15 protein-coding genes are annotated in these 14,897 nt (G+C 64.4%); 10 read left to right on the top strand and 5 right to left on the bottom strand.

The features are described 5' to 3' along the window. The first annotated feature begins 85 nt into the window (after positions 1 to 85). The 4 genes from ACR0DA_RS04335 (at position 86) to ACR0DA_RS04320 (ending at position 4,460) form a co-directional block, all read left to right on the top strand. Positions 86 to 1,909 (top strand): DUF294 nucleotidyltransferase-like domain-containing protein, encoded by a 1,824-nt coding sequence (locus ACR0DA_RS04335; RefSeq protein WP_480753083.1) that lies wholly within the window; start codon positions 86 to 88, stop codon positions 1,907 to 1,909. Between the two features lie 30 nt (positions 1,910 to 1,939). Next, positions 1,940 to 2,458 (top strand): hypothetical protein, encoded by a 519-nt coding sequence (locus ACR0DA_RS04330; RefSeq protein ID WP_480753082.1) that lies wholly within the window; start codon positions 1,940 to 1,942, stop codon positions 2,456 to 2,458. Between the two features lie 2 nt (positions 2,459 to 2,460). Next, positions 2,461 to 3,873 (top strand): 3'-5' exonuclease, encoded by a 1,413-nt coding sequence (locus tag ACR0DA_RS04325; protein ID WP_480693965.1) that lies wholly within the window; start codon positions 2,461 to 2,463, stop codon positions 3,871 to 3,873. Between the two features lie 86 nt (positions 3,874 to 3,959). After that, a complete protein-coding gene (locus ACR0DA_RS04320) occupies positions 3,960 to 4,460 on the top strand; it encodes a flavin reductase family protein (RefSeq protein ID WP_480753080.1) in 501 nt (166 codons plus the stop codon). Here ACR0DA_RS04320 and ACR0DA_RS04315 read toward each other — a convergent pair whose 3' ends face one another. From ACR0DA_RS04315 to ACR0DA_RS04300, 4 genes are read right to left on the bottom strand one after another with little or no spacing between them, the layout of a single operon-like run. Further along, positions 4,461 to 4,940 carry a DUF6505 family protein gene (locus ACR0DA_RS04315; RefSeq protein ID WP_170437244.1) on the bottom strand — a complete coding sequence of 160 codons (480 nt, stop codon included), beginning with the start codon at positions 4,938 to 4,940 and terminating at the stop codon, positions 4,461 to 4,463. Then, on the bottom strand, positions 4,937 to 5,635 hold the full coding sequence (locus tag ACR0DA_RS04310; RefSeq protein WP_480753079.1) for a biotin/lipoate--protein ligase family protein: 699 nt from the start codon (positions 5,633 to 5,635) through the stop codon (positions 4,937 to 4,939). The genes ACR0DA_RS04315 and ACR0DA_RS04310 overlap by 4 nt, the downstream gene beginning before the upstream one ends. Next, complete coding sequence (locus ACR0DA_RS04305) at positions 5,632 to 6,693, bottom strand: Mrp/NBP35 family ATP-binding protein (RefSeq protein WP_480753078.1); 1,062 nt, start codon at positions 6,691 to 6,693, stop codon at positions 5,632 to 5,634. Before ACR0DA_RS04305 ends, ACR0DA_RS04310 begins: the two co-directional genes overlap by 4 nt. Next, positions 6,690 to 6,887, bottom strand: coding sequence for a DUF6494 family protein (locus ACR0DA_RS04300; protein ID WP_170339600.1), 198 nt, complete (start codon positions 6,885 to 6,887; stop codon positions 6,690 to 6,692). Before ACR0DA_RS04300 ends, ACR0DA_RS04305 begins: the two co-directional genes overlap by 4 nt. A 64-nt stretch (positions 6,888 to 6,951) precedes the next feature. Between ACR0DA_RS04300 and ACR0DA_RS04295 the strand changes: the two genes are divergently transcribed. After that, positions 6,952 to 7,680: a c-type cytochrome gene (locus tag ACR0DA_RS04295; protein ID WP_480753076.1), complete on the top strand. Its 729-nt coding sequence runs from the start codon at positions 6,952 to 6,954 to the stop codon at positions 7,678 to 7,680. On the opposite strand, the gene ACR0DA_RS04290 is transcribed toward ACR0DA_RS04295, so the two are convergent. Then, complete coding sequence (locus ACR0DA_RS04290; protein WP_480753074.1) at positions 7,674 to 9,629, bottom strand: 4Fe-4S binding protein; 1,956 nt, start codon at positions 9,627 to 9,629, stop codon at positions 7,674 to 7,676. The genes ACR0DA_RS04295 and ACR0DA_RS04290 overlap by 7 nt on opposite strands. A gap of 252 nt (positions 9,630 to 9,881) precedes the next feature. Here ACR0DA_RS04290 and ACR0DA_RS04285 point away from each other — a divergent pair, with 252 nt between their 5' ends. From ACR0DA_RS04285 to ACR0DA_RS04265, 5 genes are all read left to right on the top strand, one after another. Further along, positions 9,882 to 10,436 (top strand): DUF3305 domain-containing protein, encoded by a 555-nt coding sequence (locus ACR0DA_RS04285; protein WP_170339045.1) that lies wholly within the window; start codon positions 9,882 to 9,884, stop codon positions 10,434 to 10,436. Further along, entirely contained in the window at positions 10,433 to 11,002 is a 570-nt protein-coding gene (locus tag ACR0DA_RS04280) for a DUF3306 domain-containing protein (protein WP_170450288.1), read from the top strand. The genes ACR0DA_RS04285 and ACR0DA_RS04280 overlap by 4 nt, the downstream gene beginning before the upstream one ends. Before the next feature lie 4 nt (positions 11,003 to 11,006). Further along, positions 11,007 to 11,618 (top strand): TorD/DmsD family molecular chaperone, encoded by a 612-nt coding sequence (locus tag ACR0DA_RS04275; RefSeq protein WP_149775837.1) that lies wholly within the window; start codon positions 11,007 to 11,009, stop codon positions 11,616 to 11,618. A 61-nt stretch (positions 11,619 to 11,679) separates the two neighbouring features. Further along, entirely contained in the window at positions 11,680 to 11,868 is a 189-nt protein-coding gene (locus ACR0DA_RS04270) for a twin-arginine translocation signal domain-containing protein (RefSeq protein ID WP_005983760.1), read from the top strand. 129 nt (positions 11,869 to 11,997) lie between these two features. After that, entirely contained in the window at positions 11,998 to 14,892 is a 2,895-nt protein-coding gene (locus ACR0DA_RS04265) for a formate dehydrogenase subunit alpha (protein ID WP_480753073.1), read from the top strand. The last annotated feature ends 5 nt before the right edge of the window (positions 14,893 to 14,897 follow it).

The raw sequence follows: 14,897 nt of genomic DNA, 5'->3' as shown, positions 1-14,897 counted from the left end.
ATCACGGGCCGTTTCCCTCGACCAGCTTTTCCCGCCCGGCTAACCCCCGGGCGGGGCTTTTTCATTCAAGCGGATAGGCGGCCCCATGGCGCTTTCACCTGATCAGATCACCCGGTTTCTGAAATCCGTGCACCCCTATGACGCGCTGCCGGTCGAGGAACTGGCCGACATCGCAGCCCGGATCGAAGCGCGCGAAATCGCAAAGGGCGCCGTCCTCTATCGCCGTGGCGCGCAGTTGCCCGGCCTGTTCATCATCTACGAAGGCCAGGTCGAGATCACCGACGAAAACGGCGCGGTCGTATCCCATCTGGGCCTGCGCAACTCGTTCGGCGAACGTGGTCTGATGCGCGACGGGCGCGCGGTGACCACAGCAACGACTGACGCGCCCTCGGTTCTGCTGATCATCCCCACCGACCTTTTTTCCGATCTGCTCCAGCGTCACGTCGTCGTCGCCAGATTCTTCAACCGGGCCCGCCCCGCGCGACCTGAACAGCAATCGCTGGCCACCACCCGAGTCGAGACCCTGATGGCGCGCAAGCCGGCCACATGCACCCCGGACACGACCGTTCAGGAAGCCGCGCGCCTGATGCGCGACCGGGGCATTTCTTCGGTCTGCATCACCGAGCGCGGCGCGTTGCGCGGCATTGCCACGGTTCGAGACCTGTCGGGCAAGGTCGTGGCGGGCGCCCTGCCCCCGACGACCCTGGTGTCACAGATCATGACCCCGGACCCCCTGACCCTGTCGCCCGGCGACATCGGCTCGGACGTGCTGCACGCGATGCTGGAACGCGGTATCGGCCATATCCCCATCTCCGAGGGTGGGCGTCTGGTCGGAATGGTCACCCAAACCGACCTGACCCGGTTCCAGGCCGTCAGCTCGGCCGAGCTGGTCAGCCGCATCGCCCGGGCCGGATCGGCGACCGAGATGGCCGCGGTCACGGCCGACATCCCGAACCTGCTGGTGCAACTGGTGGCGGGCGGCAACCGGCACGAGATCGTCACCCGCCTGATCACCGACATCGCCGACGCCGCGACGCGCCGGCTTCTGGCGCTGGCCGAGCAGAAACTCGGCCCGGCACCCGTGCCCTATCTGTGGCTGGCCTGCGGCTCGCAAGGCCGGCAGGAGCAGACAGGCGTGTCCGACCAGGACAATTGCCTGATGCTGGATGACAGCGTCACCGATCCCGACCTGCCCTATTTCGAGGCGCTGGCCAAATTCGTGTCCGACGGGCTGGATGCCTGCGGGTATTTCTATTGCCCCGGAGACATGATGGCGACCAATCCGCGCTGGCGGCAGCCGGTCCGGGTCTGGCGCGACTATTTCAACGGCTGGATCGCCAAGCCCAACCCCGAGGCGCAGATGCTGGCCTCGGTCATGTTCGACCTGCGCCCCATCGGTGGCCGGTTCGATCTGTTTTCCGACCTGCAGGCCGAAACTCTGCGCGCGGCCCGGGCGAACTCGATCTTCGTGGCGCACATGATTTCGAATTCTCTGAAACACACGCCTCCGCTGGGCCTGCTGCGCGGGATCGCCACGATCCGCTCGGGCGAGCATCGCAACACGCTGGACCTCAAGCACAACGGCGTGGTTCCCGTGGTCGATCTGGGCCGCGTCTACAGCCTGCAGGGTGAATTGACCGAGGTGAACACCCGCGCGCGCCTCAAGTCCGCCGAGGCCGCCGGGGTGCTCAGCCCGTCGGGCGCGCGGGACCTGCTGGATGCCTATGACCTGATCGCGGAAACCCGGTTGAACCATCAGGTCAAACAGATCAGGAATGGCGACAAGCCCGACAACTATCTTGCGCCGTCTGAATTGTCGGACTTTGAGCGAAGTCATCTTCGGGACGCGTTTGTCGTGGTAAAGACGATGCAATCCGCGGTCGGGCACGGCAAGGGGATGCTGGGGTAAAGACCCCGGCAGTAAGAACGGAGGAGGAAGATGTTTCTTGAGCTGATCGGCACGATCTTTGCGGGCTTTGCCATCGCGGGCCTCGTGATGGGTTTGAACCGGCTGACAGGTGGCCATCTGCCGAAATGGTCGGCTCCGGTTGCGGCCGGCTTGGGCATGATCGCGGTCACGATCATCAGCGAGTATTCCTGGTACGACCGCACCCGGGACGCCCTGCCCGACGGCCTGACCGTCGTGCAAGAGGTCGAAAGCCGCGCGCTCTATCGCCCCTGGACCTATGCGGTGCCCTATGTCGACCGGTTCGCGGCCGTCGATACCGCCTCGTTGCGGACCAATGCGCAGGTGCCGGATCAGCGCCTGATCGACCTGTACTTCTTTGGCCGCTGGGCGCCGGTGTCCAAGATGCCAATCGCGGTGAACTGCGCCGAGCACAGCCGGTCAAGTCTGGCGGATGGGGCCGAGTTCTCGGATGACGGGCGTCTGGTCGGTGCCGATTGGGTGCCGGTTGGCGAGGATGATCCGGTGGTCTCAGCCACTTGCGAGGCCTGACCATGCTGACCCGCCTGAGCCTGCGCCTGAGAATTTTTCTGTTCTTCTGCTTGCTTGCGGCGGGTGGCATCGCCATCACCGTGATCGCCCTTTGGCTTGGCCTGCAACGCGCGGATCCGAATGATCTAACCAGCGCCTTCGTGTTCAGCGGCCTGCTGATCTCGTTTGGCTTGCTGGGGCTGGTTGTCGGTGTCTGGCTGCTGTTCGACGACAACGTGGCCAAACCGATCGAACGCCTGTCGGCGCAGCTGCGTGCGCGTGCACATGCGGGGGTGGATACCGATCTCGACTTGCAGGCGGCACGCTATTTGGGTGATCTGGCCCCCGCCGCCGCCAGCCTTGCCGAGCGACTGGCCACCACCGCCCTGTCCACGGCCGAGGCTGTGGCTGCCGAAACCGCGCATCTCGCGTCAGAGAAGGAACGTCTGACCGCGCTTCTGTCCGAGATCCCGGTCGCGATGCTGCTCGCGGGGCCAAACCACCAGATCGTTCTGTACGACGCGCAGGCCGCCGAGGTTCTGGCGCAGATCGCCCATCCCCGCCTGAACGCCTCGCTGTTCGACTATCTCGAACGCAAACCTCTGCTGGACGCTTACGAGAAGCTGGGGAAAACCGGCATGGATGTCTATTGCACCCTGGCCAGCGTGGACGGGCGCCAAACCTACACGGCACGCATGAAACCGCTGGGCGATGCGCCGGGCTATATGCTGATCTTCGAAGACAGCGTCGCCCGCATTCCGCCAGAGGCCGCGCGCCCTCTGGTCTATGATTTCGATCTTCTGGACACCCCAGGCGACGAGGCGTTCGAAAACCGCCCGCTATCGCAACTGTGCTTTGTGGTCTTCGACACCGAAACCACCGGTTTGCTGCCGCACAAGGACGAGATCGTGCAGATCGGCGCCGTCCGTGTCGTCAAGGGGCGCATCGTCGAGGGCGAGCGGCTGGACACGCTGGTCAATCCGGGCATTCCGATCCCACCCGCTTCGACCAAGGTTCACAAGGTCAGTGACCGTATGGTGCAGGACGCGCCCGATATCGCGCAAGCCGGGCGCATGTTCCACCACTTCGCCCGTGATGCCGTGATCGTGGCGCATAACGCACCATTCGACATGGCGTTTCTGCGCCGTCATGCCAAGCGCATGGAAGTGACGTGGGATCACCCCATCCTGGACACGGTTCTGCTGTCGGCGGTCCTTTTCGGAGCCAGCGAAACCCATACGCTCGACGCATTGTGCGAAAGACTGGGCGTGGAAATCCCCGAGACGCTCCGCCATACGGCCTTGGGGGATGCGGTTGCGACGGCTGAAGCATTGGTGCGCATGCTGCCGATGCTGGCTGCGCGCGGTATGCAGACATTCGGCGACGTGATCGCAGAAACCCGCAAGCACGGTCGGCTGCTGGAAGACCTGAACTGAATCAGCCTATTGATCGCGATACAGCTTTTCGTGGACAATTCTGCTGCGGCATGGCACCCCGTGCCCGGCCACCAAACGAGCGCGCGATGACCGAAAGAACATTCAAACCCGGACCCGATCAAAGCATGGCCTTCCGCGAGGCTCTCGGGTGCTTTGGCACTGGTGTGACGGTCGTCACGACCAGCACCCCGGACAGTCCCTCGGCCATCACCGTCAACTCGTTTGCATCAGTGTCGCTGGATCCACCATTGGTCCTGTGGTGTCTGGCAAAAGAGTCGAACCGTTACGGGGCCTTTCAAGCAGCGCAACATTACTCGATCCATGTCGTGGCCGAGGATCAGCAGGATCTGGCCCTTCGTTTTGCCCGCAATGGCCTCGATTTCTCGCATGCAGACTGGTCCCCGGATCACAAAGGTCGGCCGCAGCTGAGCCAGTGTCTGGCCCGATTTGACTGCACATTGTCTGCCCGCCACGAGGCCGGGGATCATCTGATTCTCGTGGGAGAGGTCGAACAGGTCATGTACCGCACCGGCAAAGGCTTGATCTTCAAGCGCGGACAGTTCGGCGGTTTTGCCGACCTTTTGTAATTACTCGTCCAATGACCCGTGCACGGCAAAGGCCTCCAACTCGGCCTCTTGCGGCGTGATCACGCGAAACGCCTCGTGAACGCCGGACTCGGTCAGGCTGCGGGCAACGGTCAGCAGGGTGTTGGGGGCATGATCGTCACACATCTCGGACATATGGGCCAGCTCGGCCCGGGCCACGTCTAGCGCCGCCTCGACCGAGGGCGCGCCGTAAAGGCGCACGAAATGCTCGGCCAGGTTGGTGGCCAGCCGCTCCATCTCGGCCGGTTCGATCTGCGTCACCGCCACAAAGGTCACGCGCCCGAAGGTTTCAAGCCCCAGCCACCCGTTGGCAAAGGCTTGACGCGCCTTGCCGGCCAGGTCTGCCTCGCCCCAGTTCGAAAACTCGAACCCGCCCGAGATGCACCATTCGCCCGTTCGGGCGGGTGAGTGAAAGACGTTCAGGTCGCTTTCGTCGAAATGAATGGCGCGGGCCAGGTTCAATGGACGTCCTCCAACAGACGGGTCAAAGGAACAATCTGCGTGTCCGCCCCGTTCCGCAACAGCATGCCGAACCGCTCATCGGCCCCGAGAAACACGCCGCGATCAGCATAGGGCTCTCCGACGCCCTGCAGCAAGCCCATCCATTCCCCGTGCAGCGGCGCGTTGCCATCCTCGGACCAGCGGTTCAGCCAGGTCAGCATGTGACGCGACCAGCTTTCGACCAGCTGCACCGGGGACACGTCCGCGCAGCCTTCGTCATACAGGGCCGTCACATCGGGCGACTTGCCGGGCTCGTCCCCGGTTTGCAGCAAGGCCAGCTCCCAGCCGACGACCAGCCAGTCGGGCACGGTTTCCGGATCCGAGGTCGACGCGGCCACACGAAACCGGCCGCACCGGGCCCCGTTGACGAAAATCGGACCATCCCAGCCCAGATGAACCGCCACCTCGGGCGGAGCCAGCGCGCCCAGCGCGTTCTGGAACCCGACGGCGCACAGCGGCAGCATGGCCAGGGCGTCCTGCAAGGGCACCTCGGGCGCAAATACGATGGCCGCGCGCAGGCGATCCGCCTGGATGTTGTAGACGACGCTGCCCGCATCGCAGCCCAGCGCCGCCATGGCCTGCGCATGGTCGAACGGGTCTTCCCCACCCTGCACCGGGTGCCCGAACAGCAATGGGGGAAAGACCGGCTGTGTCATGCCTTGCCCGCGGCGATCAGGTCGCGGGCGATCTTGCGGAAGGCCTCGGCCTGCGGGCTGTCGGGTTTGCTGACCACGATCGGCGCCCCGCCATCGGCGGCCACGCGGATGTCCAGATGCAGCGGGATTTCCCCCAGCAACGGCACGCCCAATTCGGCGGCTTCGGCGGCGACGCCCCCATGGCCGAACACGTGTTCCTCGTGCCCGCAATTCGAGCAGATATGCGTGGACATGTTCTCGATCATGCCGACGATCGGCGTCTTCAGCTGGCGGAACATGTCGATGCCCTTGCGCGCGTCGATCAGGGCCACGTCCTGCGGGGTCGAGACGACGATGGCCCCGTCCACCTTGAACTTTTGGCTCAGCGTCAGCTGCACGTCCCCTGTGCCGGGCGGCAGGTCGACGATCAGCACGTCCAGTGCGCCCCACTGCACCTGGCTCATCATCTGCTGCAGCGCGCCCATCAGCATCGGGCCACGCCAGACCACCGCCTGACCTTCGTTGGTCATCAACCCCATCGACATCATGGTGACGCCGTGATTACGCAGCGGCAGGATGGTTTTGCCATCGGGGCTGGCGGGTCGCCCGGACACGCCCAGCATGCGCGGCTGCGAAGGGCCGTAGACATCAGCATCCAGCAATCCAACGCGCCGCCCTTCGGCCGCCAGTGCACAGGCCAGGTTGGCCGAAACGGTCGACTTTCCGACCCCGCCCTTGCCCGAGGCCACGGCGATGATCCGGTCAACCCCCGGCACCGCCTGCGGCCCGGTCTGCGACGGCTTGGGCTTGGGCTTCAAATCCGGCGGCGCCTTGTCGGAATGCGCGGTCAGCAGGGCCGAGACCTTGGCCACCCCGCCGACCATCTGCGCCGCCTTTTCGGCGGTGGCGCGCACCGGCTCCATCTTTTCGGCGTTCTTGGGGTCGATCTCGAGAACGAAGCGCACGGTGTCGCCCTCGATATTCAGCGCGCGGACCACGCCCGCGCTGACGATGTCCTGCCCCGAAACCGGGTCGGTGATCTTTTTCAGGTTCGCCAGAACCGCGTCGCGGATGCTCATGCGTCGCCGTCCTTGATCTGGCCTGTCACCACGTGTTCGACATCCAGCCCGTTGATCGTCAGGACCATCTTGGCCTCAAAGCTTTTGCCCGCCGGATCGCCCGCCTTGCGCAGCGCATCTTCGATGGCCTGCTGGCTGGTCACGCCAACCTGTTTGAGGAATTTGCGCATCGACATGTTGTAATCGCCGCTCATCGCCGTGTGTCTCCGTCTTGTTCGTTCATTTGACGCATTCGCCCTGTCACCGTTAGGCTGGGCCATGCGCTTTGTTCTTTTGTGCCTGAGCCTGACGCTCTTCGCCAGCCCCTCTTGGTCGCAGGAGGAGATTGGTCTGGCCGCGCCGGAAGATGTCGCACGCTCGGGTCTTTTGAAACATATTCTTCCGCGCTTCTCGCTCAAGACCGGAATCCGCGTTGTCGCGGATCATGCGGGCGCGATGGTTCTGGCGGTCGGGCCACCGGGGCAGCCGGTGTTTCAGCGCGGCGGCGACATCTATCACCTGCGCATTCAGGACGATCCGCGGCAGGCCCGCTTTCAGGATTGGCTGTTGTCCGACGTGGGCAAGCGCACCGTCGAAAGCTTTGCACCGACCGTGGGCGGCCCGTTCTCGGCCAGTTTCCAAACGGTCGCTGCGCCCGAGTCGGATGCCATCGAAGGCGACGCCGTGCTGGGCGAAAAGCTGTCGCTGACCCATTGCGGGCGCTGTCATGTGATCGGCCCGCAGAACCGGATGAACGGGTTGGGCTCGACGCCGTCCTTTGCGGTGCTGCGCGCGATGCCGGATTGGTCGAACCGGTTCCAGGCGTTCTTTGTCCTGAATCCGCATCCGTCCTTTACCCAGATCGAAGGGATCACTGCGCCCTTCGACCCCGAACGCCCCCCGCCCATTCATCCGGTAACGCTCACGCAGGACGAGGTTGAGGCGATCCTCGCCTATGTCTCGGTCATCCGCGCGGCCGATCTGGGGGCCCCGCTCAAGCTTCAGTGATCCTTGCGCTTGCTGAAGTAGTCATCGGTGGTGACGACCTTGGGCTTGGGCTTTGAGGTAAATGGGTTGTCCTGACTGTGGAACTGCGCCTGCACACGGCAATCGTCACACATCTGGATCATCTTCGCCTGCTCGGACGAGGCGAACATCGGGTGGCTGCCCGCCAGCTTCTCCATGATCCGCTCGACCGTCGATTTCACCCCGAACAGAGCACCGCATTCGATGCAGGCAAAGGGCTCTTCCTCGTTCAGAACACGCGGCGACAGCGCACGGTCGCTCAGGTCCAGTTCGGGCACCAGGGTGATCGCGCTTTCGGGACAGATGGTCTTGCAAAGCCCGCATTGCAGGCAGGCATCCTGCTGAAAATTCAGCTGAGGCATGTCGGGGTTGTCGATCAATGCGCCTGACGGGCACAGCGAAACGCAACTCAGGCAAAGGGTGCAGGCTTCGGTGTCCGCCGCCACCGCGCCATAGGGCGCGTGTTCCGGCAGAGGCAGCGGCTGGGACGCATCGGGGCGCAGCGCCTGCGCCGCCAGCCGGGTGATCTGGCGCCGGTTGCCCAGCGGCAGAACCGGCTGGGCCAGTGGCTGCGGCACGTCCTGCGCATAGAGCAGATCGGCCAGCGCATCCGGATCGGCTTCGTCGATCACTCCGACAACGTCCGCTCCGGCGATGGCCAGCGCCAGCGGCAGTTCGCGCTCCAACGCATCCCGCTCGGTCGTCGGGGCCAGCAGGATGTCGACCCGGGCAAAGCCATGAGCCAAGGCAGCCAGCATCTCGGCATGTCCAAAGCCGGACACCACACCCAGCTCCAGCGGAATCACATCGGCGGGCAGCCCGCGCCCGAACCGCGCGGCCAGCCGGATCATCTCGGCCCCGTGGGCATCATGTACCAACAGGCGCGGGGCGCTCCCTCCGGCCCGACGGTAGGTCGCCGCCAAGGTCTGCATCCGCGCCAGCAGGGCCGCCACCGGCGGATCCTCGTAGCTGATCGCGGTCGAGGGGCACAGGGCCGCGCATTCACCGCAGCCCGCGCAGACCATCGGGTCGATGGCCACGTGATCTCCGGCCGGGGTGATGGCCCCGGTGGGGCAGATATCCAGACAGTTGGAACAGCCCACCTGGTCGGCCCGCGAATGGGCGCACAGGGTCTCTTCGAGCCGGACATACAGCGGCTTTTCGAAGGTCCCGACCAGCTGCGCCGCGTCAAAGGCCAACCGGGCAACCGCCACCGCATCGCGCGGATCGGCGCGCAGGTAACCTTCGCGCTTGTCGGGGGCCGTCACGAAGGGCGTACCCCCCGCCAGGTCGATCAGCACATCGCAGGCCGACGCCGCTCCGTCGCGCGGCGGGGTCCAGGCAAACGCGCCGCGCCCTGCCGGATCAATCTGCTGCAACGCATCCAACCGCAGGTTGAACCCGCCCAGCGCCCCCGAGACCGACCGGACCCGCGCGCGCACCACGTCATAGGCCCGGCTGTCAGGCTGCGCCTCATCGGTGACGACCACTGTCACCGCCATCGTGTCCGACAGTCGCTGTGCAAGGTCAAACGCAACCTCACCCGGCCCGATGATGCAGGCGGTGCCTTCGCTGATGACATCCACGCTGGGCGTGATCGGCTGTTGCAACAGAGCCTCGGCCGCCAGCGCCGCCATCTTGGGCATCGCCGACCGCCCCTGCTCGGACCAGCCGGCCCGGTCGCGCAGGTCGACAAAGCCGGGGTGATCCACGCCCAGTTCCTCGGCCAGTTCTTGAAAAACTTGGGCCTCTTGCCCGCAGGCGATTACGATCTGGTCATCCGACTGCATCAGCTTGGCCGCAGCGGTCAGCTCGGTGGTGCACAGCGCCGTGTGGACCCTGCTGCATTTAGCACCGCAGGCGTCCGATATCCCCTGCCCGTCCGGGGCCTGACTTCCGGCGCAATCGCACAAGACCAATTTGGTGACCATGTTCCCCCCGCATCTCTTCCTTGCCCCTAACCTTAGACCCAAACGCCGCCCATGCAACGTGTGGCGGCCGGTTCTGGTCAGAAACTCTGCCTCGCCCGCCAAAGTCGGCTGATCGTCGCCGCGACCCATTTGCGACGATTTTTTTCCAGATCACGACCATTTCAGGCCGCTGCGGACTTGGCACGTGGCCCATTTGTGTACCATAGTGAACCTAAGGGAAGGCAGGGGAGAGCTTTTCCGGGGAGGATCAAAGTGGCCGAGGCCGCAAAACAGATCGAAATGCCGGTTGGCGTCGTCGTGCGCAAGACACCGGGGGTCACCCGCTGGGCCCGGTGGAATTGGCGCGCGGTCGCGGTGCTGCCTGGCGCCCCGCCGGCTGACTGGGTTGAACTGCGCCGCGAGGGCGATGCGGTCGAATACCACGCCGCCACCCTGCCCTTGAAACTCTGGTCCGATGAGACCGAGGCCTATATGGCGAATCTCTCGGACAGCCAGCCATCGCTGTATCTTGTCCTGCGTGACGATGCAGAAGGTGATCGCCCGCTGAACGCGTTTCTGATCACCGCCTCGCCCTACGAGGGGCAGGACTATGCCGATACCGGCGAAGAGATCGTGGAAAAGATCCCGATGACCGAAGGCCTGATCGCCTGGGTGCGCGATTTCACTCTGGCCCATCACCACGATGAGGTGTTCGTCAAACGCCGTCGTGACAAGAAACGGGTGGATCTTGTGGAAGACGGCAAGGGCGATGCGCGCATCCGGCAGACCTCGGATGTCTACCGCGCCCCGCGGAGGGCCCTGCAATGAGCGCCCGACAGGATTTCTGGTCTCGCCGCAAGGCCGCCGTGCAGGCCGAAGCACATGCCGAACAAGAGGCCCTGACCGCGCAGGAGATCGCCGCACAGCAGGCCGAACTGGAAGAAAAGACCGACGCCGAGATTTTGGCCGAGCTTGACCTTCCCGACCCTGACCTGCTGCAGTCGGGCGACGATGTTTCTGGCTTCATGGCCAAGGCCGTGCCGGACCGTCTGCGCCGCCGTGCCTTGCGGCGCTTGTGGCGGTTGAACCCTGTGCTGGCGAATGTGGACGGGCTGGTCGATTACGGCGAGGATTACACCGACGCCGCCTGCGTGGTCGAAAACCTGCAGACGGCGTATCAGGTGGGCAAAGGCATGTTGCGCCATATCGAGGCGCTGGCCGAGCAGACGGACACCGATGAACACCCGGTCGAGGCCGAAGCCGAGCCGGAAACCGAAACGCCCGAGCCTGAAGCCGAGCCCGCGCCCCTTGTCGAAGTGGCAGACGCCATCCAACCGGATGAGGACGAACGCCCCCCGGCCCCGCGGCGCATGAAATTCGAATTCGAAGGATGACCCGATGAACATTCGCGACCCGCAGACGTTCGAGATTTCCCCCGAGGACCGTCTGCGCGCGGATTTCTACAACTTTCTGGGCCTGCTTCTGGCCACACCGCCCGACCAGACCCTGCTGAGCCAGATCGCGGCGTTGTCGGGGGACGAGACAGATCTGGGCCAGGCCATTCAGGCCATGGCCCGCGTGGCCAAAGTGACCAAGCCCGAAGCGGCCGAGCGCGAGTTCAACGCATTGTTCATCGGGCTGGGGCGCGGAGAACTGCTGCCCTATGCCAGCTTCTACCTGACCGGGTTCCTGAACGAGAAACCGCTGGCGCAGCTGCGCAACGACATGGCGGCGCGGGGCATCACCCGGGCGGCAAACGTGTTCGAACCCGAAGACAACATCGCCTCGCTGATGGAGATGATGGGTGGCATGATCGTCGGCCGTTTCGGCGGCCCGGCCACGCTGGAAGATCAAAAGACGTTCTGGAACAAGCATATCGGCCCTTGGGCCGAGCACTTTTTCTCGGACCTGGAAGCAGCCGAACATTCGGTTCTCTATGCCTCGGTCGGCACCGCCGGCCGGGTCTTCATGGAGATCGAACGCGAGGCCTTCCGCATGACGACGCACTAGGCGGCCGTCATTCGCTGGCGCCCCGGCGGGCGCTGAACCGCAAATGGGAAAGGAGGATCCCATGAGCAAGACCAAGGAAACCGGCGCCAGCCGCCGCGACTTCCTGAAACTGGCGGGTACCGCGGCCCCGGCAGCCGTTGCAGCGGCCAGCCTGGGAACCGAGGCCGAAGCGGCCGAGCAACCCTCGGACGAGACCCGCATTCAGGACACGGCGCATACCCGCGCCTATTTCGACAGCGCGCGCTTCTAAGCCGCCCCGGCGACGCCCGGCGCAAGTCCGGACGTGGTCACACTCGGCTGACGGTTGCGATTGGCCCTGACGTCGATTTCGAAACACCAAGCCAGCCATGATCAACATGGCCAGCAAGGGAGGAAGGAAATGCTTAGGAAAAAGACCAACGGGGTTGCGAGACGCCCCCAGCGGACAAGTATCCTGTCCCAAATCGGCGAAAAGAGCGTCGATCGCCGCGCGTTCCTGCGTGGCTCGGGCCTGACGATCGGCGGCCTGGCCGCGATCAGCGCCACGGGTGGAACCGTGTCGCCCGCCAGCGCCCAGACCGCAGCCAACACGGCTGTCGAGAACATCAAATCCGTCTGCACGCATTGCTCGGTCGGCTGTACCGTGGTTGCCGAAGTGCAGAACGGTGTCTGGATCGGGCAGGAACCCGGTTGGGACAGCCCGTTCAACCTGGGCGCTCACTGTGCCAAGGGGGCCGCTGTCCGTGAACACGCCCATGGCGAACGCCGCCTGAAATACCCGATGAAGAAAGAGGGTGGCGAGTGGAAGCGCATCAGCTGGGAACAGGCGATCGACGAGATCGGCGACGGCATGATGAGCATCCGCGAGGAAAGCGGGCCTGACAGCGTCTATTGGCTGGGCTCGGCCAAGCACAACAACGAGCAGGCCTATCTGTTCCGCAAGTTCGCGGCCTACTGGGGCACCAACAACGTGGACCACCAGGCGCGGATCTGCCACTCGACCACCGTTGCGGGTGTTGCGAATACATGGGGCTACGGCGCCATGACCAACAGCTACAACGACATCCACAATTCCAAGGCGATCTTCATCATCGGCGGCAACCCGGCCGAGGCGCACCCCGTCTCGCTGCTGCATGTTCTGCGCGCGAAAGAGCAGAACAACGCCCCGCTGATCGTCTGCGATCCGCGCTTTACGCGCACCGCGGCCCATGCCGACGAATATGTCCGCTTCCGCCCCGGCACCGACGTGGCGCTGATCTGGGGCATCCTGTGGCACATTTTCGACAACAGCTGGGAAGACAAAGAGTTCATCCGCACCCGTGTCTGGGGCATGGACCAGATCCGCGAGGAGGTCGCCAACTGGACACCCGAAGAGACCGAGCGCGTTACCGGCGTGCCGGGATCGCAGCTCAAGCGCGTGGCGCGGACGCTGGCCAACAACCGTCCCGGCACCGTGATCTGGTGCATGGGCGGCACCCAGCACACCAACGGCAACAACAACACGCGCGCCTATTGCGTGCTGCAGCTGGCGTTGGGCAACATGGGCACCTCGGGCGGCGGTACGAACATCTTCCGCGGCCATGACAACGTGCAGGGCGCAACCGATCTGGGCGTTCTGTCCCACACCCTGCCCGGCTATTACGGCCTGTCCGCAGGCGCATGGGGTCACTGGGCCCGCGTCTGGGGCGAGGAACCGGAGTGGCTGGCTGGCCAGTTCGCAATGGTCAAGGACAAGGACGGCAAGGACAAGTCGCTGCAGAACGAACGGGGCATCCCGGTTTCGCGCTGGATCGACGGTGTTCTGGAAGATCCCGAGAACATGGATCAGCCCAACAACGTCCGCGCCATGGTTCTGTGGGGCCACGCGCCCAACTCGCAGACCCGGATGGTCGAAATGAAGACGGCGATGGAAAAGCTGGACATGCTGGTTGTGATCGACCCGTATCCCACCGTTTCCGCCGTCCTGCATGACCGGACCGATGGCGTCTATCTGCTGCCGGCCTGCACGCAGTTCGAAACCCGTGGCTCGGTCACGGCCTCGAACCGCTCGCTGCAGTGGCGCGACAAGGTGGTCGATCCGCTGTTCGAAAGCCTGCCGGACGAGGTCATCATGGCCAAGTTCGCCAACAAATTCGGCTGGGCGGATCGGTTCTTCCGCAATATCGAGATGGAGGACCCCGAAACCCCGAATGTCGAAAGCATCACACGCGAGTTCAACGCGGGGCTGTGGACGATCGGCTATACCGGTCAGTCGCCAGAGCGGATCAAAAGCCATATGGCCAACCAGCACACGTTCGACAGAACGACGCTGCAGGCGGTGGGCGGTCCGAATGACGGCGAATACTACGGTCTGCCGTGGCCCTGCTGGGGCACCGCCGAGATGGGGCATCCGGGGACGCCGAACCTCTATGACATGTCCAAACCGGTGGCCGAGGGCGGCCTGACCTTCCGCGCGCGTTTCGGCGTCGAGCGTGACGGTCAGAACCTGCTGGCCGAAGGGGTCTACAGCGTCGGCTCGGAAATCCAGGACGGATACCCCGAGTTCACGATGCAGATGCTGATGGATCTGAGCTGGGATGGCGACCTGACGGCCGAAGAACGCGCGGCCATCGACGCAGTGGCCGGGCCCAAGACCAACTGGAAGACCGACCTGTCGGGCGGCATCCAGCGGGTGGCCATCAAGCATGGCTGTGCGCCCTTCGGCAACGCCAAGGCCCGCACCGTGGTCTGGACCTTCCCGGATCCGATCCCGCTGCACCGCGAGCCGCTGTACACGCCGCGGCGTGACCTGGTGGCCGACTATCCCACCTACGAGGACCGTCAGGCCTATCGCCTTCCGACCTTGTATGCTTCGATCCAGAAGAACGACTTTTCAAAGGATTACCCGATAATCCTAACGTCAGGTCGTCTGGTCGAATATGAAGGTGGCGGCGACGAGACACGGTCGAACCCGTGGCTGGCCGAGCTGCAGCAGGACATGTTCGTCGAGATCAATCCGCGTGACGCCAACAACCTTGGCATTCGCGACGGATCGCAGGTCTGGGTCGAAGGTCCCGAGGGTGGCAAGGTCAAGGTGATGGCGATGCTGACCGAAAGGGTCGGTGCCGGCGTGGCCTTCATGCCCTTCCACTTTGGCGGCCATTTCCAGGGCGCGGACCTGAGGGAGAAATACCCGAAAGGCGCCGACCCGTACGTGCTGGGTGAAAGCACCAACACCGCCCAGACCTATGGCTATGATTCAGTGACCCAGATGCAGGAGACCAAAGCGACTCTCTGCAAGATCTGGGCAGCGTAAGGAGG

It is taken from the genome of Ruegeria sp. CI8 (assembly GCF_056536865.1).
Note: the sequence above shows the minus strand (reverse complement) of the source record. Positions and strands in the feature narration are given on the sequence as shown.

What these genes read in the sequence shown, in the direction of transcription:
- ACR0DA_RS04335 (WP_480753083.1), top strand. Translation starts at nt 86, where the DNA reads ATGGCGCTTTCACCTGATCAGATCACCCGGTTTCTGAAATCCGTGCAC.
- ACR0DA_RS04330 (WP_480753082.1), top strand. Translation starts at nt 1,940, where the DNA reads ATGTTTCTTGAGCTGATCGGCACGATCTTTGCGGGCTTTGCCATCGCG.
- ACR0DA_RS04270 (WP_005983760.1), top strand. Translation starts at nt 11,680, where the DNA reads ATGAGCAAGACCAAGGAAACCGGCGCCAGCCGCCGCGACTTCCTGAAA.
- ACR0DA_RS04320 (WP_480753080.1), top strand. Translation starts at nt 3,960, where the DNA reads ATGACCGAAAGAACATTCAAACCCGGACCCGATCAAAGCATGGCCTTC.
- ACR0DA_RS04290 (WP_480753074.1), bottom strand. Translation starts at nt 9,629, where the DNA reads ATGGTCACCAAATTGGTCTTGTGCGATTGCGCCGGAAGTCAGGCCCCG.
- ACR0DA_RS04265 (WP_480753073.1), top strand. Translation starts at nt 11,998, where the DNA reads ATGCTTAGGAAAAAGACCAACGGGGTTGCGAGACGCCCCCAGCGGACA.
- ACR0DA_RS04295 (WP_480753076.1), top strand. Translation starts at nt 6,952, where the DNA reads ATGCGCTTTGTTCTTTTGTGCCTGAGCCTGACGCTCTTCGCCAGCCCC.
- ACR0DA_RS04300 (WP_170339600.1), bottom strand. Translation starts at nt 6,887, where the DNA reads ATGAGCGGCGATTACAACATGTCGATGCGCAAATTCCTCAAACAGGTT.
- ACR0DA_RS04275 (WP_149775837.1), top strand. Translation starts at nt 11,007, where the DNA reads ATGAACATTCGCGACCCGCAGACGTTCGAGATTTCCCCCGAGGACCGT.
- ACR0DA_RS04280 (WP_170450288.1), top strand. Translation starts at nt 10,433, where the DNA reads ATGAGCGCCCGACAGGATTTCTGGTCTCGCCGCAAGGCCGCCGTGCAG.
- ACR0DA_RS04305 (WP_480753078.1), bottom strand. Translation starts at nt 6,693, where the DNA reads ATGAGCATCCGCGACGCGGTTCTGGCGAACCTGAAAAAGATCACCGAC.
- ACR0DA_RS04310 (WP_480753079.1), bottom strand. Translation starts at nt 5,635, where the DNA reads ATGACACAGCCGGTCTTTCCCCCATTGCTGTTCGGGCACCCGGTGCAG.
- ACR0DA_RS04325 (WP_480693965.1), top strand. Translation starts at nt 2,461, where the DNA reads ATGCTGACCCGCCTGAGCCTGCGCCTGAGAATTTTTCTGTTCTTCTGC.